A 22,665-nucleotide genomic window follows, 5' to 3' on the forward strand; every position below is an offset into this window, starting at 1 on the left:
GTGTTCGTATGCAAGCTCAGCAACGGTTATCAACTATTATTGCCAAAGTGTATCAAAAATTCCGAGTCATTTTGATTACCGGCATCTTTATCTATATCATCGCAAAAACGATGGATTCGGAATCCGTTTTACAAACTGGACTTGGGATCATGCTTACCGCAGCTTGTATGGCGCTGCTCTGGATACCGGCCCAATGGAAGGCCGGGAGCAAGCATGTTCTCATGGTCACGGCACTGTGGCTGGCGAATGTAAGCTATTGGGTTCTGCTGCATGGAGAAAGGCCGGCGATTGCGCTGATGTTTTTTCTTATCGGCTATGCGGCCTATAAGCTGCCGACCGTACATTCCATATCGTTAGTGATCGCGGTAATCGCGACCAACACAGCGCTTCTTTTAATGATGAAACAAGTTGGCTTTAATGAACTGCTGCTGAACGCTTTAACGGGCGCAGGGATATATGGTCTCTTCTGGGGAGCGCGCATGCGAAGGGAAGCGAATGAAAGCAGCCGGCGTCATTTGGAAGAATTAAGTCATATGCATGCCCGATTGGAACTGGCGTACGAAGAGCTTCAAAGGACGCATCGCGAGCTGGAAGAAGCGACGGCCCGATCGCAGCGGTATGCCGTACTTGAAGAGAGAACCAGAATTGCCAGAGATATTCACGACAGTATTGGGCATGGACTAACTTCCGTTATTGTTCAGCTTCAGGCATTGCCCTACGTCATTAAAGTGGAACCCGGCAATATGGATCAAACGATAAGCAATGTTTTGGATGTGGCGCGGAACTGTCTCAAGGAAGTACGGCTCGTTGTTCATCAAATGGCCAATGAGGACTCAGGAAATGGTCCAACTGAATTGCAAAACCTGATTCGAAACGTGCAGCAACAGAGCGGTTTGCCAATCAAGTTTACATGTGCCGGGCCCATGCGTCCCTGGAATACCGGAATCTCGGAATTGATGTATCGCTTGCTGCAAGAAGCTTTGACGAATGTCATTCGTCATGCCGAGGCAGCGAAGGTTGAGATTGATCTGTATGAAAGTCGGGAAATGCTCGTTTTATCGGTCAAAGACGATGGTATTTACACGAAGGATACGGAACTTTCACCGGGGTTTGGCATGTCCGGAATGATTGCGCGCTGCGAGAGAATCGGAGGTTCGTGCCAATTTGAACCTTGCGATCCGCATGGATTGGGTATCACGTTCAAGGTGCCGCTTACTAACCGTCATGAGAAAGGTGATCCGTCATGAAAGAAGACAAAATCCGCGTAGCCATTGTAGATGATCAGCAGCTCATCCGGCATGGAATCGGGTATATGATTAGAGCGCAAACGGATATGGAATTAGCTTGGGAAGCGGCGAACGGTCGGGAAGCCGTGGATCTTGCTGCCAGTTCCCGTCCGAATGTCATTTTGATGGATGTGCAAATGCCCGAATGCAGCGGGATTGAGGCTACCCGTGAAATAATGGCGGCCTTTCCCAGCACGAAGGTGGTCATTTTGACGACCTTCGATTTAGAAGGGTATGTCTATGACGGTATCCGTGCGGGAGCGGTGGGGTATTTGCTCAAAGATGCTGCGCCTGAGGATTTGATTGATGCCATTAGGGCTGCGCATCGCGGCGAAGCGATTTTTCGCACGGCTGTAGCGGCCAAAGTGATCGCGAATGCCATACAAGCATCGGCGGCGGCCGAGCAAATGCCGGTTTCGATGATGGAAGATTTTACGGAACGGGAGCATGAAGTGCTGCAGGAGATGGCGTACGGATTACGGAACGAAGAAATTGCCGCGAAGCTGCATATCAGCGAGAGCACAGTGAAAACACACGTTCATCGCATCTTGAAAAAAATTGGCGTCGAAGACCGAACGCAAGCCGTCGTCTATGCAATTCGCAATAGAATCGTGAAGTAAATTACAAAGAGTCCGGACTTCGCTGCTGAAGAACGAACTCTTTTTTCGTCTTTACTGACCCATTGTCAAAAATGATGGCAACAATAATGATGACGAAAAGGGATTTTGATTTGATTGAATATGAAAGCGCTTTTGCTTTACGATAAGTACATAAACAATATCATGATTCTAATCATGGGAGGTTATCCTAATGGATACATCAGCTACACAAAGACAAACATCTACGGGTGATACTCGCGTAAAGGTTCAACGTTTTGGCCGTTTTTTGAGCGGAATGGTGATGCCGAATATCGGTGCTTTTATTGCGTGGGGGCTCATTACGGCTTTATTTATCCCGACAGGCTGGATTCCGAATGAATATTTAGCGAAGCTGGTAGGACCGATGATCACGTATTTGCTGCCACTGCTCATCGGGTACACTGGGGGGACAATGATTCACGGGACGCGCGGCGGTGTCATCGGCGCTGTGACGACGATGGGGGTCGTGATCGGAACGGACATCCCGATGTTCATGGGAGCGATGATCGTCGGTCCTTTCGCAGCCTGGGTGCTCAAACGATTCGATAAATCGATCGAGGGCAAGGTCAAATCCGGGTTCGAGATGCTTGTTAACAATTTCTCTTCCGGAATTATTGGCGGCATTTTGGCGGTTCTCGCTTATACGGTTGTAGGTCCGGCTGTTCAGGTCGTAAGCAAAGCTCTCTCATATGGTGTTCAAACGCTTGTGAATGCAGGCTTGCTGCCGTTGGCGAACGTGTTGATCGAACCAGCCAAAGTATTGTTTCTGAACAATGCCATCAACCATGGCGTGCTCAGCCCGATTGCCTTGGAGCAAGCCTCCAAAACCGGCAAGTCGATTCTGTTCATGTTGGAATCGAATCCGGGTCCGGGTCTTGGCATATTACTTGCCTATTGGTTAGTCGGACGCGGTTCCGCCAGACTATCGGCTCCGGGCGCGGCAATCATTCACTTCTTTGGCGGGATTCATGAAATTTATTTCCCGTATATTTTGATGAATCCTCGTTTGATTCTTGCGGTTATTGCAGGCGGGGTAACGGGAACGTTTACGTTCTCTATGTTCAATGCAGGCCTTGTGGCTCCGCCATCGCCGGGAAGTATTTTCGCGTATATTGCAATGGCGCCAAAAGGCGGAATGCTTTCGATTTTCACAGGCGTTATCACAGCAACCGTTGTTTCCTTTATCGTAGCCGCTCTATTGCTGAAAACGAGCAAGCAGTCCGAAGGCGAAGAGAATCTGGAACAAGCTGCTGAGAAAATGAAGCAAATGAAGCAGGCTTCTAGCACAACTGCTGCCCCTGCGGCAGTGACGAAACCAGCCAGCGAGGTTAACAAAATTGTTTTCTCTTGCGATGCCGGGATGGGGTCAAGTGCGATGGGAGCTTCCGTTTTGAGAAAGAAAATGAAAGAAGCGGGCGTTGGCGTCACGGTTATTAATACGGCGATCAGTGAAATACCCGCCGATGCCGATATCGTCGTCACCCATAAATCGTTGACAGACCGGGCGCGTAATCAAGCCCCGCAGGCGGAACATATCTCTATCGACAATTTTATGAAAAGTCCTGAGTATGACGAGCTCGTCAAACGATTGAGTTAGTATACCTGTTTAACGCTGGCTATTTTGCCGGCGTTATCTCCATTTTGGTAAGAGGTGCATGAACATGAGAGTGACTCACAGGCATCGTCAAATTCTAGAGCTGCTGCTCAGCCGGAGTGACGAGGTGACAGCTGGGGAAATTGCTGCGGAGATTAAAGTAAGCACGAGAACCGTTCATAGGGAGCTATCGGAGCTGGAGGCAATTGTCGCAGATTCGGGATTGACGCTGCAAAAAAAATCGGGCAAAGGCATTCTTCTGCAAGGAGACCCCGGGACACTGGAGGCTTTCAAGCGGAACCTGCTGAACGCTTCTGCCGTTGAATATTCCGCACAAGACCGCAAGCTGCTCATTCTTTGCATGCTGCTGCAAGAGGACGAACCCGTCAAGCTTTTTACACTTTCTCATGAACTCAGCGTTACGATTCCTACGATTACAAGCGACCTAGATGAATTGGAGGGCTGGATTCAGAAGGCTGATCTTATTCTTGTTCGCAGAAGAGGATACGGCGTCGGTTTAAGCGGCTCCGAAGCGAACATGCGAAAAATGATTTCGCGATTGGCGAGAAATTATTTGGACGAATCGGATTTGTTCGGCAACGCAGTCCAGGTGCTCACGCCTGTCACAATGAAACTGCTTGAGCTTATCGGCAAGGAGCATTTTTCCAAAGTGGAGGAAGCCTTATGGCAAGCTGAAGATGAAGGGCTGAACGCTTTATCCGAAAGTAATTATACGAATCTTCTGATTCACATATCCATTGCAGTCTCTAGAATTCAGCTTGGAAGAGCGATTGAGCTGCATGCGGAAAAGCAATCTATCCGCCAGAGCGAGCTGCTCACCCATGTGATCGGCTATTTGACCAAGGCAATTGAGATGGAATTTTCAACAGCTGAGATCTCTTATATAGCCGAGCTGCTTCAACCTAGGGATGTCTCTCACCCGAATCAGCTCCTTCCGCAAGAAGAGCTCAGCTACATGGAAATTGTATGGAAGCTGATTCGTCATATGGAGGCGCGAAGCGGGATCAATTACAGCAGTGATCGCTCCCTGAAGGACGGTTTGCTAAGCCATCTCGAATCGGCACTGAAGCAGCTGCGGACAGGAGCTAATATTCGCAACCCGCTGCTGGCCCAAATTAAGAAAGACTATGAAGGGCTGTTTGAAGATATACGGGAAGCGGTTAATGAGACGATAACCGAGGCAGTCGTACCGGATGAAGAAATCGGCTATCTGGTCATGCATTTCGGGGCTTCGCTGGAGAGGCAGAAGCAGTTCCGCCGCAATGTAAGAGCGATTCTCGTATGCACCAGCGGATTGGGAACGTCCAAAATGCTCGCTGTCCGTTTGACGAAGGAGCTTCCGCAAATCGATATCGTTGGTCACGCTTCATGGTTTGAAGCGGCGCGCATTCCAGAGAGCGAGTATGATTTGATCATCTCGACGGTGGATTTGCCCTTGGATGAGGAGCAATACATGAAGCTGAGCCCGCTCTTGACGAAGGAAGAGGCGGAGCGTCTGCGGCTTTTTATCCAAAACGTGACGTTGCAAAAAGACGATGTCGTTAAGGAGCAGGCGGAGCTGTCGCCCGAAGCCGGCTTGAGAACAGACAGATTGTATCGTATTAAGCAGTATGTCAACGAAATCGTCAGGATCATCGATCAATTCACCGTTCATCGTTTGGAGCAATCGTTCGATAGTTTACAGGCAACGCTGCTGGAAATGTGCAGCTATGTCAAGTTAACCGATGTCATCGAGGACGTAGACCGGATTGTTGAACTTTTGATAAAAAGGGAACGGCAAAGCAGCCAAGTCATCCCGGATACGGGGCTGGCCCTCTTTCATATCCGAAGTGAATTCGTGAAAGTGCCGTCATTGACTTTATTCCGTTTATCGCAGGACTTGGTGCTGGATCAGATTACGCCTTCGGGAGTAAGGCAAGTGCTGTTGATGCTTGGCCCGCAGGAGCTTTCGAAGGAAAGCTTGGAGGTGCTCAGCGAAATTAGCTCCTATCTGCTCATTCCGCAAATGATTGAACTGCTCAAAGAGGGCAGCCAGCAGGAAATTAAACAATTTTTATCCCAAGAGCTTGAGGCTTTTTTAGAAAATAAAAAATAGAAGTCAAGGGGAGAACCTACTATGAGTATCTTATCGATCAATAAAGTGAAGCTGAATGCACAACCGAAAGACAAATTCGAAGCCATTCGTATGGCCGGTCAATTGCTCGTTGACGCCGGTCACGCCTCTGAAGCTTACATCGCCAAAATGCTGGAGCGGGAAGAGACGCTCTCGACGTATATGGGGAACGGGTTAGCGATCCCGCACGGCACACAGGATTCCAAGTCGCTCATTTCCTCGACGGGACTGTCCATCGTGCAAATTCCGCAAGGCGTCGATTTCGGAGAAGGCGAGAAAGCTTTCCTCGTGATTGGCATTGCAGCCGTAGGCGACGATCATTTGGATATTTTGACGAATGTCGCCATGATTTGCTCGGATGATGATAGTATGGAAAACATTATGAAAGCAGCGACAGCCGAAGAGATGGTTACCATTTTTGAAAGCGGGATGGAATCATGAAGGCTCTCCATTTCGGCGCAGGGAATATCGGCAGAGGCTTTATTGGACTTGTGCTCTCTCAGGCAGGATACGAAGTGATTTTCTCCGATGTGAATGATAGCCTGGTTGAGCTCCTTCAGAAACGACAGACGTACAAAGTGTCCTTGGCAGATGCTGATCATGCTTCATTCAACGTTACGAATGTAACAGCAATTAACGGAAAAAACGGGAATGATGTCGCTGAAGCGGTTGCGCAGGCGGATCTCATCACGACAGCCGTTGGCGTGAACATTTTGCAGCACATTGCGGGCGGTATTGCCAAAGGGCTGGAGCTGCGCCTGGAGCGCGGCGCGGCGCCGCTGCATATCATTGCCTGTGAGAATGCGATCGGCGGCAGCACGCAGCTCAAAGATCATGTGTTCAGCCATTTGAGCGAGGAGCTGCAGGCAAAGGTGAGCCGGAACGTCGCTTTCCCGGATGCCGCCGTCGACCGCATCGTGCCGATCCAGAACAATGAAGATCCGCTCGAGGTCATCGTAGAGCCGTTCTACGAGTGGGTCATTGACGAATCGCAAATGATTCCCGGCTTTCAACGTATCGAAGGGGTCCATTATGTCAACAAGCTTGAGCCTTACATCGAACGAAAGCTTTTCACAGTCAATACGGGACATTGTGTCGCCGCTTATTTAGGGTATTTGCAAGGTTTCAATACCATTCAAGAAGCAATGGCCAATAAGGAAATTGCTGATCTTGTGCAGCAAGTGATGGAAGAAACGGGCGCTGTACTTCTCCGGAAATATGGGTTTGATGCAGCGGAGCATACGAACTATATTCATAAAATTTTAAATCGTTTCATCAACCCGTATTTGACGGATGAAGTCACGCGTGTCGGCAGATCGCCGATCCGCAAGTTATCCAGCAACGATCGCCTTGTCCGTCCTGCGCTGCAAGCCTATGAGTTGGGGATGACTCCCAAGCATCTTGCGATGGCAATGGCAGCAGCGCTCCGTTTTGACGTTGCCGACGATCCGGAAGCCTTGCAAATTCAAACCGATTTACATGACTTGGGCCTTGCTCAAACGATAACCAAATACACGACAATCCGCGAGGATCATCCGATTCATGCTGAAATTGTCAACCACTATGAGCGGCTGAAGAAAGCTGTGCAATCCTAAGAAAGGGGAGTTCTCACATGGCTAAAATGATGACAAAACGTTTTACCGGCATTGCCGCTTCCCCCGGCATAGCCATGGCCAAAGCGTATCGTTTACATCAAGACCATTACGTGCCTGCGCCTGATAAGGTAACAGACACTGACATAGAAACGGCGCGCTTCCGCCAAGCGGTGGAAGCTGCCAAGCAAGAGCTGGAGCAAATCAGAATGATGACGGAGCAGAAGATGGGCGCCTCGAAAGCGGAGATTTTCGAAGCTCATTTGCTGCTTCTGGAAGATCCCGACCTGATCGATGCGATCATTGAACAAATTGTCAATGAGAGCATCAATGCGGAATATGCGCTGCACGAGGTGGCAGGCGGTTTTATCGACACGCTGCTCTCGATGGACAATGAGCTGCTTCGAGAGCGTGCGGCTGACGTTCGCGACGTCTCCGGGCGGGTCATGAGCCTGCTGCGCGGAGTCTCTTACGCGGCGGTGTCCGCGATCAATGAGCCGTGCGTGCTTGTATCCGAAGACTTGACGCCATCGGATACCGCGCAGCTCAATTTGGATTATGTGCTCGGCTTCATCACGGTGGTCGGCAGTCGTACCTCCCATTCGGCGATCATGGCTCGCTCGCTGGAGATTCCCGCCATTGTCGGAGCGGGTGCAGCGGCAGCGGACATCGAGACGGGAACGATGATCGTCATGGATGCCATCCTCGGCACGGTTCTCGTAGATCCGTCCGAGACGGAGCTAGAAACGTTTCAAGCGCGCAAGGTTGCTTATGAAGAACGAAAAGGTGAGCTGCGCAAGCTGCTGGACCAGCCGACGGTGACCCAGGACGGCCATCGTGTCGAGCTTGCGTCCAACATCGGCAGTGTGGAGGATTTGCAAAAGGTGCTGGCGAACGGGGCGGAAGGCATCGGACTGTTCCGAACCGAATTCTTGTACATGGGCCGCAGTACGATTCCAAGCGAAGAAGAGCAGTTCCAAGTGTATAAGCATGTTCTCGAAAGAATGAACAACAAACCTGTCGTCATACGTACGCTTGATATCGGCGGAGATAAAGAACTGCCTTACATGAAGCTCCCGGCGGAAAGCAATCCGTTTCTCGGACTTCGCGCCGTTCGATTATGTTTGGACCAACAGGAGATGTTCCGCACACAGCTAAGAGCTCTGCTTCGAGCAAGCAGCTATGGCCAGTTAAAAATCATGTTTCCTATGATTGCGGTAACCGGAGAGCTGAGAGAGGCTAAACGCCTTCTTCAGGAAGAGAAAGAGAAGCTGATTGGGGAAGGTGTTCCGGTATCCGACAAGCTGGAGGTGGGAATTATGATCGAAGTGCCTGCCGCCGCGCTTGCCGCTGATTTCTTAGCCAAAGAGGTTGATTTCTTCAGCATCGGAACGAATGACCTGATTCAATATACGATGGCGGCCGACCGCATGAACGAGAACGTTGCGTACCTGTACCAGCCTTGTCACCCTTCTATCTTGCGTTTAATTCGCATGGTCATTCAAGCAGCGGAGAAGGAAGGCAAGTGGGTAGGCATGTGCGGGGAGATGGCGGGAGATGAAACGGCCATTCCCATTTTGCTCGGACTGGGCCTGCATGAATTCAGCATGAGCGCCAGCTCTATTTTACCGGCTAGAGCCTTAATCAAGGGCTTATCCCACCAGGAGTGGGCAGGATATACGGAAGAAATTCTGGCGATGAGTACCCAAGAGAGCATCCACGCATTCGTTAAACAAAAGACAAGGAGTGACTTAGCATGATATCCCAAACTTTCACCATACTCAATCCATCCGGTTTCCACGCGCGCCCTACCAAGGTGTTCGTTCAAGCAGCCAGCGCCTTTCCATGTAAAATCAACGTAACGAAGGGCAGCAAAAAAGTGAACGGCAAAAGTTCTCTCAGCATGCTGACGCTTGGCATTCAGAAGAACGAAGAAGTGACATTGGAAGCAGACGGCGAGCAGGAGGAGCAAGCCCTGCAAGAACTGGGCGGGCTGCTAACTAAAATTTTTGAAGAGTAATGAGGATAACTTCGCCCGGAACGGCCAGCTCCCATGCTTCGTCTGAATGAGAAGGGAACTACAGGGCGCTATTTCGCCTGATACAGCCTTTTGAGCGGGTGAGTGGGAACTAGGATCCGCTATTTCGCCATTTTGGGCTGAATGGGTTCAAATTTCACGAAATAAGACCCTGGAGTTCCCCTCCAGCTCCGGAAATTCCACTTTGCGCCGAAATAAGGGAATGTAGTTCCCCAAATCAGGCGGATCTGAAGTTGAGTCGGTATTCCCACGCTCCAAAAGGTATGAGTTTATACAAGGACCTAGCCGCAGGCTAGGTTTTTTTGTGTTGATAAACGATACCTATCAGGATTCAGCTCTCACTCGTAGCACCGGTAGACGTCACTGGGATTTCACTCTCCATTTGGTAAAAATTATAGCTGTATATGAAGATACGACCGCGAGAAAAATAGGTTTGTAAAAAAGCGCCTAAAGTTTAATAGGAAGGGAAGTGATTCCTATCAAGAACCCATTGTACATGTGGCTAGGCAGGAAACTGGGAGTCTTCCCTACCAAGAAGTAGTCGTATTTTTCAGCACAGTTGGATGCATACAAAGGAACGCCTCTGCTCACTGGATTTGTGATCAAGAGGCGTTCTTTCCGTGTTAACGGATGCGGGGGAAGGTAATCCAACTGAGAAGATTGATTCGGGACTTTTTACCTTTTTCGCGAACCTGGCCTATGAATTCTCCAAGGAACTTTTCCCATTTCAAGCCGATTTCTTTTTTTGCCCCATCGTTTTCTAGGACACTCCTCACGCTTTGGTTCAATGCGGTTTCCAGATGAGATAAGGCTTCCCGCAAATGAAAATCAATGCTTTGTTCCATGTTGCCCGTATTCACCTCATTCATCATGGGATTTGACTTCGTCATCCAACAACGCGATTTCTCGATCAAGCTGCTTTTTCATTCTTTCAAACTGGGCTTCCGCGATAATATCTTCCACTTCTTCCCGAGCAATTTGGAGGAGGGATCTGACCCTCGTGAGCAGGCCGCCACTGCCTTGTATCCCGGCTTCGGTGATCGGCTGCAAGGTCGATTTGGCAATCGGGAGCAGGGCAGAGGCTGCTACAGTAAGCGCGGTACCAATAATAATTTTGTCTATGTTCTTTTGAATCATAAGAATTCTCCCTTTAAAATAAAATTTCCCAAACGATGGAAAGTTGCGAATACTACGGTTTTCAAACCGCAGCACTCGCATATTCGCCAATAGATGGGAACCGTTTGGTTTCATCTTTTCTTGCAATAAGGGCAAGCAGCGGTTTTGATAAAATCGATACGGAACCGGCTACTCCGATGATTGGCAGCCAGTGCATAATCGACAGGGGAGCGGTATGGAAAAATCCGGCTAAAGGTGGAAGATACAAGACCGCTAGTAAAGTCATCCAAGAGATGCCAAGCGCGCCAAGTAAAAACTGGTCCTTCGTCCAATCCCGAACGGTTTCCTCCGAACCCTCTTGACGCCAGGAGAAGGTTTGGATTAACTGCCCGGCAACTAAGGTCGCGAATGCCATGCTTTGAGCAACTGGGACAGGCGCCCCGGTAGCAAGGCTTGCGGCAAATAAACCGATGGATCCTAAGCCTAGAAGGGCTCCTCGAGTGATCACTTTTTGATACAATTCCTTATCGACGATATCCATCCGCTTTGTTTGTTTCGTTTTATTCCCCGGATTTACAGCCAAGATCATGGCTGGCAGAGCATCCGTCAGCAGATTCATCAGCAAAATTTGAATAGGCACCAAGGGAATCGGCAGACCGACCATGACCGCGACGCTAGTCACAATAATTTCAGCTAAATTTCCGGTTAGCAAGCAGCCGAGCGCTTTACGGATATTGCCGATGATCGTTCGCCCTTCTTTAACCCCTTCAACGATGGCTCCAAATTGATCTTCGGTCAAAACCATATCCGCTGTTTCTTTCGTAACTTCCGTTCCCGATCGTCCCATCGCAATCCCTACGTTGGCTTGTTTGATGGCCGGGGTGTCATTGACGCCATCGCCAGTCATGGTGACAATGTGACCGCGTTTTTGCAAGGCAGTTACGATTCGAAGTTTATGTTCGGGTGTAACCCGCGCAAAAATAGTGACTTCGTCCACAATCCGATCCAGTTCTTCATCGGAAATTCGTTCCAGTTCATGACCGGATAGAACTTTCTGAGTCCCGTTATAGATGCCAATCTGCTTTGCGATGGCAATAGCGGTGATCGGATGATCGCCGGTAATCATGACCGGTTTCACACCTAACTCTAAAGCCTCGCGGAGGTTGCGTTCGATATCGGGTTTTGGAGGGTCCATCATGCCAACCATTCCGACATAAATCAGTTCCTTCTCATCCATTCCCTCTTCATGGGTATGGTCATCCAACTTTCTGTACGCAAAGGCAAGCACACGTAAGGCTTCCGATGAGAGCTTCTCATTTTGCTGTAAAATAAGTTGTTTTTGTTCTTCCGATAAAGGAAAAATGTCACCATTTTTTTGATATCGATTACAATGGCGAACAATGCTTTCTACGGCCCCTTTAGAGAATAGAAAGCATTCGTTCCCGGCCTGTGTGTCTTTGCAAACAACGCTCATTTTTGCAGTGCCGGAGTCGAATGGGATCTCAAGTCCGCGATGCCAATGGGACATATCCTTGTCCCACATGCCGGTTTTGGCTGCAAGCGCGAGAAGAGCGCCTTCCGTTGGATCCCCTTTGGTTAACCATCTTCCTTCTTCTTGTTCAAGTTTGCTATTATTGCACAACACGCAGATTTGGAGAATTCGCTTTAAATCAGGATTATTTGCAATCGGGAGATCATCATCTGTTTGAGATTGGACGGTTGCTGCGGAAGCGGCAGCCACCTCGGGATGGAGTTCTTCGAACTTGCCTTCCGGTTCATAACCTTCGCCTGTTATTGCCCAAGCCCGGTCTACGGTTGACAAGGTTTTAACAGTCATTTCATTTTTCGTTAAAGTACCAGTTTTATCTGTGCAAATGATCGTCGTTCTTCCTAACGTTTCCAAAGAAGAAAGCTTTCTGATCAACGCGTGTTTCTTAGCCATCCGGAAAATTCCCGCACTGAGTGCAATGGTAATGGTAACCGGCAGGCCTTCTGGAATAGCGGAAGCCGCCAAAGTGACGGAGGTTGTTACCATTTGGGTAATCGGTATGCCGCGCAGCAAGCCGGTAACGAAGACGAGTCCTCCCGCTACAAGAGCGCCTTTTACAAACTTTTTGCTAATCGATGTTACCTTTTCCTGTAGAGGTGTCACTTCTTTTTCATGATTTTTCAAAAGGTACATTAAATGGCCCATCTCAGTTTGCATCCCTGTATGTACAACAACGCCAATCCCTTTGCCCGCGCACACATCCGTCCCCATAAATAACATATTCTTTCTCTCGGACAGTGGACAATTTGCTGGCAATGCCGATTCATTTTTCTCAATAGGCAATGATTCGCCGGTCAGAGCCGCCTCGTTAACGCGTAAACTCGAAGAGTTTATTAAACGAATATCGGCTGGGACACGGTCCCCGGATTCAAAATAAACGATATCGCCCGGCACCAGTTCTGCAGCGGACATTTCTGCTTGCAATCCCTCTCTTATTGTTTTGCAAACCGGTGGTTGGAACTGATTGAGCGTCTCGACGACTTTCTCGGCTTTACGCTCTTGAATCGTTCCAATAGCAGCATTGGCAAGCAGGATGGACCCCATGGCGATGCCATCGAACAATCCTCCGGTAAATAGGGCAAGAACCGAGGTGCCGAGCAGAATTAGGGTTGTAAATTCCTTGAATTGCCCCAAATAGGAGACAAGCCAGGGAGTAGGCTGCTTGCTTTCAAGCACGTTCAGACCATATCGGTTTCGGAGAGAGTGAATCTGGTCGGTTGTCAGACCCTCTTTTGGATCGACATGGTAATTCCCGGTGACTTGCTCGCTAGAAAGGGCATGCCAAATCGGAGCTTCTACAGCAGCCGCGATTTCAGGCTGGTACGTAGTTGCCGGTGTGGTCGGGAAGGACTCGCTTATTTTTTTCGATCGGGACATAAAAACAAGGGATAGCGCATCTGCAGCTAGATTGACAACAGGTGCACTTATCATCCCGAAGGTCGCTAAAGCACTCCCTAGTAAATTCCACTTTTTCGTCACTTCTGCATGCTGGTTGACCGTTTGATCGATGATCTCCGCGTACTCGGCACTTTCCAAAATATTATTCAACTCATCGCTAGCAATTGAAGCTAACCCGGCTTCTTTCAAATAGGCATTGAACGGGTTGTGGTCAGAACTTGAGACAAAGAGGACTTCTTCGCCTTGCTGCTGCATAATGGCGATTTTTTCTATGATTTCACCCTGCTCCAATCCCAACCAGCTTGTGTCCATATGATATCTGGAAAGCAATTCATCGGTGATTTGCAGACTGTTTTTTAATAGCCGGATGCGCCAACCTTTGTCCATGAAGGAAACTGCCGTAAGGCCCTGCTCATTGATGGCGGTTTCTTGATGTCTGACGATTAAACCCAAACATTCGCCGCTCTTGAATCCTTGTTTTCCGACATACAGGACACTGCTGCCTTTTTTGATCAGTCTTTTGGCCTGCAATTCATAAGCCGTACAATCAATGCCATGATCCTCCAGATACTTGAAACTACCGAGTAAAATAAGGGAATCGTTTATTTTTCCTTTGATTCCATGCGCGTCTTCTTCTACGTGAAATGCGGTGCGGATCGTACGGCACGTTTGTTTAGCCTTGTTCCATATCTCTTCTTTCCATGGATGACTGCTTTTTGCCATCAACGATGCTGCGCTGCATATGATTTTATCCGTGTCTTCATGATTCGCCGTTAGACAATCTAACTCTTCAATTTGAGGCGGGTCAAAAAGCAATGAAGAGTCTTCCATTAAGATTGTTTTCGTACGGGCAAGTTGAGACAACGATCCTTTTTCCGGAACTATGTAATTTCTTTCATTAGAAACAAGTTCAGCTTGATTCCATGCACATTTGGCAGGTAAGATCATGGACCGCGGATTTGCTGCCAGAAGAACGGCGATTGCGCGCAGCGGATTTCGAGTAACCGCCCACGTTACTGCGGAAGCAAGCATGCCTAATTTACTGGCCTTTTCACTGTACGTTTGAAGAGTTGGCGATAAAGATACATCTTTCTCAGCATGTAAGACGGACTGACTTCGCTTCCAGTTGACAAATTGCAGGATGCTGAGTCCAGCTAGTACAACTAAGTTCTCACGGATTAGTGCGAGAGCCAGTGCACTCGTTCCAAGCAAGAGATCTGAATTGATTTGTTTCTTTTCTGAAAAGTTTTGAATTCCCCGTTTTAAGAAAGGGTAGCCCGTGACGACGGAAACGAGAGCAGACAAGTAGAACGGGGCCGGACTTCTTGCTAATGCCGATTGTCCCATAAACAACTGCTTCGCTCCCAGAATAGCTAGTCCGCCCATGGATAATACCAGTGGAAGAGGGACCGAATTCAGGGGTTGTTTCCTGTCTGGGTTTTGGATTTGAGGGAGAACTCGGATGTCTTCAGGTGGTCCATGGTCAACATCGGCTGCAGCTGCAACTTCCTGCTGAATGTCTTCCCCGGCAAAGACCGTCTGATCACTGATGGTGACTGGGGTTTTTCGGAGAACAACCTGCTCTTCCATATTTCGGATGATCTCGAAAATGTCTTGCTGTGTAATCCGTTTCTCGTCGTAAAGCAGAAGCAGCCTGCCTGAAAGTGTGCAAGGCACTGCTTTGTAAATCCCTTGACATGTCGAGAACCTTCGGATAAGCAGATCAGCCGTATGCTTGCAACCTTTTAGGCCGCTGATTTCCAAGCGTATTCTCCCCGGTAAGACGTGGAGAAATCTGTTCTTGTTTTGCAATGACAACATTTTGTACTCTCCTTCCCCCTTGTTAAAATGATCTTGTTCGTTGGTTAAGCTATTATTCACAGTCCATATTTGAAATATGCAATCGTTTATTTCCTGAAACTTAACCTTCCTTCGAATAAAAATTTTCATTTTATGGAATTATTTAAATACATTTTGATGGAGGGTTAACCGATGAAAAATAAATCACTATTCGCGATTCTGCTCGGTGCGGCAGCTGTTGCACTAGCTGTTTCTCCACAAGGCAGAAAAGCCATACGCAAATTTGCGGTAAAAGGTACGGGAGCATGGTTCGAGTTAAAGGATCAAGTCAAGGAACTTACATCGGATCTTGCAGCTTTACAGATAGAGGGGAAGAAGGATATAGAGGATCCCGTTCCTAGTGAGTTATAAGAGGAAATGTTGGAAATATTTTAACGGATGATTTGCTTGATAAATAGGGCACAATTTCTACTGTGTGAAATGAACATGAAGGAGAGATCACTATGTTACAAGGCGGTTCATTATGGGCAGGTCTTATCTCTGGCGGAATATCCGAAATCCAAGATGTGAAAAATTTATCCAATGGACAAATGGATAAAAAAGAATTTACCGTGAAAACGGCGGGAAATGTAACAGGAGCAGTCGGTGTCATGGCCGGGATTGAATACGGAGCGATGCTTGGGACAACGGTTCTCCCTGGTGTTGGGACTGTTGTTGGATCAGTAGTTGGAGGGATATTGGGAAACAGCCTGGGTCAGAGGCTGGGCACGCAAGCTGGAAATGCAATTGTTCACAATCGTTTCATTACTAACATGGCCAAACCGGTAACGCAAGCCTCAGCTGATGTGACAACGTCGTAAACAACGAAGTCAAGAGAGTGCAATAGAAACAGCGGCCGACTAAGACTTTATTATTAAGTCTTAGTCGGCCGTTGTTTTGTTTTACATAGATTGATTACTCAAGTACGGGCGAGGATCAATGTAGTTCATCTGATTGCCAGTAAGGCCTGCTGCAACGGCAAAATGCAGATGAGGTCCTGTTGACTGACCGTCATTGCCGACAACTGCGATGACTTGGCCGCGTTGTACTTCTTGGCCCACGGATACATAGATGCCATCCCCGTACATATGCCCATAAACACTCATTAAACCATTGGGATGTTTAATGACGACCCAATTGCCGAACCCGTTGGCTTTCCCTGCGTAGAGCACAATTCCGTTATCAACCGCGACAATGGAAGTCCCAATAGGCGCTCCGATATCGATTCCGGCGTGGAACTCCTCGCCGCGGGGGCCGAAGTCCGAAGTTATGGTATGGGAAGAAGGGACCGGCCACACCCAATTGCCATCGCTCTGAATTTCTTTTTCCAGCGCAGCCTTCAGCTGTTCTTTCACTTCGGGTGCAAGCTGGGAATCGACGAGCGATAAATTCTCCACATCTTTCTGAGCCATGTCAACTTCATTCTGGCTTTGCTGCTGCAACTGCTTTAATAAAGCAAGACGTTCCTCGACCTTTTTTTCTTGCTCGGCTTTTGCAGAATTTAGCGTATTTTGCTGGGCTACTAGTAAAGATTGCTGCTGGTCTAGTTCTTCCTTCATTTTTGTTAAATTTGTTTTATCATCTGTTTTTGTATCGATAATTTGCTTATCTTGGCCGAGAATCATAATTAACATGCTAATCCGATTTATGAAATCGCTAAAACTAGAAGAGCCAAAAAGCACATCCATATAAGAAGCCGACATATTTCCGCTCGTATACATATAACTTAGCCGATTTTTGAGCAGGAGATCGCGGGCATCAATATCTTTTTGAACATCGGCTATATTTTTCTGCAATGACTCCGTTTGGCTCTTCACTTGATCGATCTGAGGCTGCAGCTCGTTAGCCAATTTATCAAATTCAAAAACTTGCCGGTTAATCGATGCGAGCTGACCTTGAATCTCCGTTTGTTGGCTGCTTAAGTTTTGGATCACTTGTATACGTTGATTATAGGTTGCGATTAAATCTTGGGCGCTCTGTTCCGGAGCATCTGCTGCATGAACATAATTCCAATTGGAAAATAAGATCAGAATGATAGCGACAATAACAAGTTTCTTGGTTCTCATCCTTTCATCCCTTCCAGCGTGAGTCTATGAAGTCGGCATAGATGAAATTATGAATTTCAACTCTATTAAAATTTTAAGACTTATAGACCAAACTGTCATTGGTATGTTGTTCCTAACCAACTAATTTACCGTTGAATTTTGCGGGCAATCCCTATTTTTTTGCGCGGTTGGATGAGTGGGAATCAGCTATAATGAGGGTATCCAATTCATTATTTTAGAAGGAGAACATCATGGGCGCATTTGAGGATGTGATCAAGGGAGCTCGGCAGTGGCTGCTGAACTTGCCGGATCCCGTGTATTTGATTGATCTGCATGAGCGATTCCTTTGGGGCAATAAGGCTTATGAGGTCACCTACGGAAATGTAAATGCCCTCCCTGTGACGGCGGCTGTCCAAAGGATACCGATTGTGAATGAGAACGATGAGACCATCGCTTACTCCGTAGTAGTCAAGGAAGATTCCGATGCTTGGGAACTGGAGGCAAGGTACCGGATTATCGCAGAGAACACCTCGGATACGATTGTGCTGGTAGATCATCAAGCCATCGTACATTACGTGTCTCCCTCCATTCTCTCGTTAACCGGCTATCATGTATATGAATATGAGGGATTCGATGCCTTCGATATCATCCACCCCGAGGATCGAGAGCGGGTACGATCCGTTCATCAGAACGCCGTACAGACCAAGCAATCGACACAACTCGAGTATCGGCTGATTCATAAGGAAGGTTATTTGGTTCATATAGAAGCGAGTGTGAGGATTGTGCTGGACGGCAGCGGAGAGGTAAAGTACGTTGTGGCCGTAGCCAGGGATATTTCCGAGCGCAAGGAATCAGAGGAACTCTTGGAGAACATTCTGAATAGTGTTAATGCGGCTGTATGGTCAACGGATAAGGATTTTAGAAGATATTCCTTTTGCTCGGAAAGCATCGAGGCCATTTCGGGCATCCCTCGGAAAGAAATCATGAACAACCCGATACGGCTGCACGATCATATCCACCCCGATGACAACGTGGTTCTTATGGGGGAGGTCAAAAGCAAGCTGGATGAAGGCATTTCAATCCGTCAAGCCATTCGTTACATCCATGTGGAGGGAGAAATCAGATGGGGGGAGCTGATCATCCATCCATGGAAGAATCATGCGGGAGTCGTTGAACGTCTGAACGGTTTATTGCTTGATATTACCGAGAAAATGCGTTCGGAGCTGGCTCTTGAGGAGAGTGAGCAGAGATACAAGTCCTTGTTCGAGAACAATTTGGATGGCGTTTTCTCCATTGAATTGAACGGCTTTTACTTTGTGAATGCGAACCGCTCGTTTGAAAATATTATAGGGGCCCAGCTATCCCAGCTGAAGGGGCGCTGCTTTCTGGGCACGATCTATGATGAGGATCATCCGCAAATCTACGAAGCCATCCTTGAGGTTATGCAGCAAGGCAAACCTCGGGATTTGGAATGCCGCCTCTTAAGCTGTCACGGGCAGCGGATCGCCAGTATTACGTTTGTGCCGATCTACTTATCCGGCAGCTTGAACGGGATTCATGGGATCGTCAAGGATATCACCCGAAGAAAGCTTGAGGAACAGGAGCTTGTCCAGAGTGAGGAGAGGCACAAATTTCTGCAGCAAAGGTTGAACGGCCTTTCGAATGACTTGGCGAATGTCATGAAGGTATCGGAGCTGGAGCATCGTCTTCTCGAGGAGGTCCTTGCTGTTCTGCAGGTAAGTGACGCTTCGATTGAGGAGGTGCCGCATGGCCAGGAGGCTGCCGCGATGGACGCGAAGGATACCTGGATTCCGATCGGTGAGAAAAAGCATCCCGTATACTTAAGGATCGTTGCAGGGAATGCCTTCCTTCCGATTGAGAAACAGTGGCTCGAGACCGCCGTCCACTATGTGACGCTGCTTTACGATAATCTCCGTCTGATCGAAGACCTCATTAAGCGGCTGGAAGATCTGGTCACAACGAGCCAGACACCAAAGTGGATGCTGCGACTTTTGTTCAAACTGTCGGAGAAGGAGCGGTTCGCCTTGTCGAGCGATTTGCACGATTCCGTCCTGCAGGATCTGATCATCTGGTACCGCAGGCTGGAATCGCTGCGCTCCGACGGCATGTTCGGTACGGAGGCGCAGGGGGAGTTGAAGCAGATCGAAGAGGGGCTGCTCGATGCGATCCATCAAATCCGCATTACCTGCAACGAGCTTCGCCCGCCTTTTCTTTTGAAGATGGGACTGGTCGAATCTCTCAAAAGTCTGTTCGAATATACGAGGATGTTCGCCAATTACGAGATTGAATTTAATGCCGGGCAGCCATCGGAAGGCTTAAGCGAAGAACAAATACTCGGCATATACCGGATTGTTCAAGAACTGCTAAATAACGCGTCAAAGCACTCAAAGGCGGAGAAGGTCACGATGTCGCTATCTGAAAATGGGAACCGAATGCATTTTACTTATTCCGACGATGGAGTCGGCATGGACTTATCTGCGTTCGATGGGTCTTTCCAGCACATGGGTCTTGCCGGCATGGAGAAGCGGGTGCTCAGTCTGGAGGGGAAGATCGAGTTTCAGTCGGCACCGCAGCAAGGCGTTCAGGTCATGATTTCTTTTCCAAAAAATTAGCTAATAGGTGAGGGTTATGGAAATATTATTGGTTGATGATCATCGTTCGGTCGTGGAAGGGACGAAGATGTTGATAGAATCCGAGCCGGGCATGAAGGTTACGATCGAAACGGATGTATATTGCGTCCCTGATATCGTGCGTCTCAAGAAATTCGATGTTATGCTTTTCGACCTCTATATGCCGAGTATCAATGGCGCAGATCTTGCGAGAAAAATACTTGATTACGTTCCCGACGCGGTGATCCTCATTTATTCGGGGTTTGAGATCGCACCGCATTTTAACTTATTGATGGAATCGGGCGTGTCCGGATTCATTGCCAAAACGTCTACAAGAGAGCAGCTCATCCAAGCGATCCGCTGCGCCGCGAGGAAGGAAGCTATCGTTCCGATGTTTCTGCTGAAACAGCTCAGACGACAGGAGATTGTGGTCCAGGGCGAGAAGGGACGGGAGGAAACGACCATTACGCAGGAGGAGGATAAGCTGCTGCGTGAGCTCGCGAAGGGAAAGAGCAACAAGGAGATTTCACAAGCGCTGTTGATCAGCCAGCGTTCTCTCGAGTACAGCTTGACGGAGCTTTTCCAGAAGCTGCAAGCAAGCTCGCGGGTTGAGGTAATTAAAAAGGCCAAGATTCTGGGGATATTACCCACAGAGGACTTATATTGAATGATTCCTACCTCAGGTACGATTCATGTCGACGGGGTTGGGCTGGATCAAATGAACGAGAAAGAGCGGACGCTATTTCGCCGGGAGAGGGTCGGCTTCATATGGGGTTGTGAATGTCATCACACCTTAGAGAGAAAATAAAGAAATCCCCTTGCTGTTGGCATTCCCAACGATCAAGGGGTTTTGTTTTAGGTACGGCGCATGTACGCTCGAACCGTTATTGGTGCGAAGATCGCGACAATAACGATTGCTCCGATGAGGGAGATTACGAGGTCGGAGCCTACCGTTCCGGTATTCGCTAAGTTCCGGACGGCGGTGACAATGTGCGAGATCGGGTTGATTTTCACGAAAAATTGCAGCCAATTCGGCATCGTGTTTACGGGTACAAATGCGTTGGATAAGAACGTCAGCGGGAAAAGGACAAGCATTGAAATACCTTGAACGCTGGATGCTGTTCGAGCAATCACACCGAAAAACGCGAAGATCCAGGAGATCGACCAGGAGCAGAAAATAACGAGCAGCGCAGCGAGCGCAACATGCTCAATACCGCCGCCGGGCCGGTAACCCATGATATAGCCCATGGTAAAGGTGAGAACTGTTGCAATCGTATACCTGACCGTATCGGCAAGCAAGGCTCCTGCTAGCGGCGCGATTCGGGCAATCGGCAGCGATTTAAAGCGGTCGAAGACCCCTTTATCCATGTCCTCTCGCAGCTGTACCCCGGTGACAATGGAAGTCGTAATCACCGTTTGCACGAGAATCCCCGGAATGATGACCGGTAAATAGCTAGCGACATCTCCGGAGATGGCCCCGCCAAAAATATAGGTGAACATGAGGGTGAAAATGATCGGCTGCAAGGTCACATCGAACAATTGCTCCGGCGTACGGCGAATTTTTAGAATCCCCCGGTAAGCCATCGTGAGGGAGTTGCGAATCGTTTGGCCGATGCTCGTATGGTTTTTCAACGATCTTGTATTTCCTGTTTTAGCTGTATAGTTGCTCATACTTTTGCGGCCTCCAATTCGTTCGATTCTCCAGCGGCGCCGGAGGTACTTGGGGTTACCCCGTGACCAGTGATCGTTAAAAAGACTTCGTCCAGTGTTGGCTTTTGAACGCTCATCTCGGAAAGCTTGATGCCTTTTTCGCGCAGGGAGACCAGCAGATCCGTCACCAGGTCGGCATTGGTCATCGGAGCCGTGATTTTAGCCGCTTCCGCTGTGACTGTAGACGGTACTTTCAGCACGCGTTCAACGGTTTCGCGCGCACTCTCGATGTCTAGCGGGTTTTCCAAACGCAGGTGCAGGGATGAAGTGCCGACGGATGCTTTCAACTCGTCGACGGTGCCTTCTGCGACGACATGGCCGCGGTCGATGACCGCAATGCGATCTGCGAGCTGATCGGCCTCTTCAAGGTACTGCGTGGTGAGCAGCACCGTAGAGCCTGTGTTCACGAGCCTTCTGATCGTGTCCCACATTTGCGAGCGCGTGCGCGGATCGAGTCCGGTTGTCGGCTCGTCAAGGAAAATGAGCGGCGGCTGCGCAATGAGACTTGCCGCCAAATCCAGCCGGCGGCGCATTCCGCCGGAGAAGTTTTTGAGCGGACGCTTTGCGGCCTCCGTCAATCCGAATTCTTCAAGCAGCTCCGCGGCTTTGCGCTTGGATTCGGCCCGTCCCAGCCCGAGCAGCCGGGAGAAAATGATAAGATTTTCCGTTGCGCTGAGCGATTCGTCGACCGAAGCATATTGCCCAGTGACGCCGATCAATTGGCGCACGATTTGCGATTCCTTCTGGACGTCGTGCCCGAAGATTTTGGCCGATCCGCTATCCGGACGAAGCAGTGTGGCGAGCATGCGAATCGTGGTTGTTTTGCCTGCGCCGTTAGGGCCAAGCACACCGTAAATGGAGCCGGCGCGCACATTCAAATTTACGCCGTCCACTGCGCGGTTATCGCCAAACGTTTTGACCAGTCCGAGCGCCTCGACGGCTAAGTCGCCATTGTTCGGCTCATAGGTGTTTCTGGATTGAAGCTCCATGGTAGTTCCTCCAAATCAAAGTTTATAGGGTGATGATAACGTACATCTTTAAACTGAATATAAACAGTGTATAAATAAAATTTGATAATATTAATTGATTGACAGTT

The 22,665-nt window shown here is 48.7% G+C and carries 19 protein-coding genes; 13 read left to right on the forward strand and 6 right to left on the reverse strand.

Features of this window, described 5'->3' with window-relative positions; translation table 11 throughout:
• Positions 1–8 precede the first annotated feature (8 nt).
• The 8 genes from GC097_RS31040 (at position 9) to GC097_RS31075 (ending at position 9,264) form a co-directional block, all read left to right on the forward strand.
• Positions 9–1,247: a sensor histidine kinase gene (locus GC097_RS31040; RefSeq protein ID WP_171687132.1), complete on the forward strand. Its 1,239-nt coding sequence runs from the start codon at positions 9–11 to the stop codon at positions 1,245–1,247.
• Entirely contained in the window at positions 1,244–1,906 is a 663-nt protein-coding gene (locus tag GC097_RS31045; protein ID WP_171687133.1) for a response regulator, read from the forward strand. Before GC097_RS31040 ends, GC097_RS31045 begins: the two co-directional genes overlap by 4 nt.
• Before the next feature lie 190 nt (positions 1,907–2,096).
• Positions 2,097–3,521, forward strand: a complete 1,425-nt coding sequence (locus GC097_RS31050; RefSeq protein ID WP_171687134.1) for a PTS mannitol transporter subunit IIBC — start codon at positions 2,097–2,099, stop codon at positions 3,519–3,521.
• Between the two features lie 64 nt (positions 3,522–3,585).
• Positions 3,586–5,634 (forward strand): BglG family transcription antiterminator, encoded by a 2,049-nt coding sequence (locus tag GC097_RS31055; protein ID WP_171687135.1) that lies wholly within the window; start codon positions 3,586–3,588, stop codon positions 5,632–5,634.
• A 21-nt stretch (positions 5,635–5,655) separates the two neighbouring features.
• Positions 5,656–6,093, forward strand: a complete 438-nt coding sequence (locus tag GC097_RS31060) for a PTS mannitol transporter subunit IIA (RefSeq protein ID WP_171687136.1) — start codon at positions 5,656–5,658, stop codon at positions 6,091–6,093.
• Positions 6,090–7,247: a mannitol-1-phosphate 5-dehydrogenase gene (locus GC097_RS31065; protein WP_171687137.1), complete on the forward strand. Its 1,158-nt coding sequence runs from the start codon at positions 6,090–6,092 to the stop codon at positions 7,245–7,247. Before GC097_RS31060 ends, GC097_RS31065 begins: the two co-directional genes overlap by 4 nt.
• Before the next feature lie 29 nt (positions 7,248–7,276).
• On the forward strand, positions 7,277–9,004 hold the full coding sequence (gene ptsP, locus GC097_RS31070; protein WP_171687191.1) for a phosphoenolpyruvate--protein phosphotransferase: 1,728 nt from the start codon (positions 7,277–7,279) through the stop codon (positions 9,002–9,004).
• Entirely contained in the window at positions 9,001–9,264 is a 264-nt protein-coding gene (locus GC097_RS31075; RefSeq protein WP_171687138.1) for an HPr family phosphocarrier protein, read from the forward strand. The genes ptsP and GC097_RS31075 overlap by 4 nt, the downstream gene beginning before the upstream one ends.
• 641 nt (positions 9,265–9,905) lie before the next feature.
• Here GC097_RS31075 and GC097_RS31080 read toward each other — a convergent pair.
• From GC097_RS31080 to GC097_RS31090, 3 genes are all read right to left on the reverse strand, one after another.
• The gene (locus GC097_RS31080) at positions 9,906–10,127 is read right to left on the reverse strand and encodes a hypothetical protein (RefSeq protein WP_171687139.1); all 222 of its coding nucleotides are present in this window, start codon (positions 10,125–10,127) and stop codon (positions 9,906–9,908) included.
• Positions 10,128–10,143: 16 nt separating this feature from the next.
• Complete coding sequence (locus GC097_RS31085) at positions 10,144–10,419, reverse strand: DUF5132 domain-containing protein (protein ID WP_171687140.1); 276 nt, start codon at positions 10,417–10,419, stop codon at positions 10,144–10,146.
• Positions 10,420–10,480: 61 nt separating this feature from the next.
• Positions 10,481–15,166 carry a cation-translocating P-type ATPase gene (locus GC097_RS31090; protein WP_171687141.1) on the reverse strand — a complete coding sequence of 1,562 codons (4,686 nt, stop codon included), beginning with the start codon at positions 15,164–15,166 and terminating at the stop codon, positions 10,481–10,483.
• A gap of 171 nt (positions 15,167–15,337) precedes the next feature.
• Between GC097_RS31090 and GC097_RS31095 the strand changes: the two genes are divergently transcribed.
• Both GC097_RS31095 and GC097_RS31100 read left to right on the forward strand, forming a co-directional pair.
• Positions 15,338–15,556, forward strand: coding sequence for a hypothetical protein (locus GC097_RS31095; protein WP_171687142.1), 219 nt, complete (start codon positions 15,338–15,340; stop codon positions 15,554–15,556).
• A 92-nt stretch (positions 15,557–15,648) separates the two neighbouring features.
• Positions 15,649–16,005 (forward strand): glycine zipper domain-containing protein, encoded by a 357-nt coding sequence (locus GC097_RS31100; protein ID WP_171687143.1) that lies wholly within the window; start codon positions 15,649–15,651, stop codon positions 16,003–16,005.
• 81 nt (positions 16,006–16,086) lie between these two features.
• Here the strand turns inward: GC097_RS31100 and GC097_RS31105 are convergent, their stop codons facing one another.
• Positions 16,087–17,250 (reverse strand): murein hydrolase activator EnvC family protein, encoded by a 1,164-nt coding sequence (locus GC097_RS31105; protein WP_171687144.1) that lies wholly within the window; start codon positions 17,248–17,250, stop codon positions 16,087–16,089.
• 230 nt (positions 17,251–17,480) lie between these two features.
• Between GC097_RS31105 and GC097_RS31110 the strand changes: the two genes are divergently transcribed.
• The 3 genes from GC097_RS31110 to GC097_RS31120 are packed head-to-tail and all read left to right on the forward strand — an operon-like array spanning position 17,481 to position 20,667.
• The gene (locus tag GC097_RS31110) at positions 17,481–19,862 is read left to right on the forward strand and encodes a sensor histidine kinase (RefSeq protein WP_171687145.1); all 2,382 of its coding nucleotides are present in this window, start codon (positions 17,481–17,483) and stop codon (positions 19,860–19,862) included.
• A 16-nt stretch (positions 19,863–19,878) separates the two neighbouring features.
• On the forward strand, positions 19,879–20,526 hold the full coding sequence (locus GC097_RS31115) for a response regulator transcription factor (RefSeq protein ID WP_171687146.1): 648 nt from the start codon (positions 19,879–19,881) through the stop codon (positions 20,524–20,526).
• Complete coding sequence (locus GC097_RS31120) at positions 20,527–20,667, forward strand: hypothetical protein (RefSeq protein ID WP_171687147.1); 141 nt, start codon at positions 20,527–20,529, stop codon at positions 20,665–20,667.
• A 47-nt stretch (positions 20,668–20,714) separates the two neighbouring features.
• Here GC097_RS31120 and GC097_RS31125 read toward each other — a convergent pair whose 3' ends face one another.
• Positions 20,715–21,530, reverse strand: coding sequence for an ABC transporter permease (locus GC097_RS31125; protein ID WP_171687148.1), 816 nt, complete (start codon positions 21,528–21,530; stop codon positions 20,715–20,717).
• The gene (locus GC097_RS31130; RefSeq protein ID WP_171687149.1) at positions 21,527–22,558 is read right to left on the reverse strand and encodes an ATP-binding cassette domain-containing protein; all 1,032 of its coding nucleotides are present in this window, start codon (positions 22,556–22,558) and stop codon (positions 21,527–21,529) included. The genes GC097_RS31125 and GC097_RS31130 overlap by 4 nt, the downstream gene beginning before the upstream one ends.
• Positions 22,559–22,665 lie beyond the last annotated feature (107 nt).

Origin of the sequence: Paenibacillus planticolens, from assembly GCF_013141725.1 — a bacterium.
GTDB lineage: Bacteria > Bacillota > Bacilli > Paenibacillales > NBRC-103111 > Paenibacillus_E > Paenibacillus_E planticolens.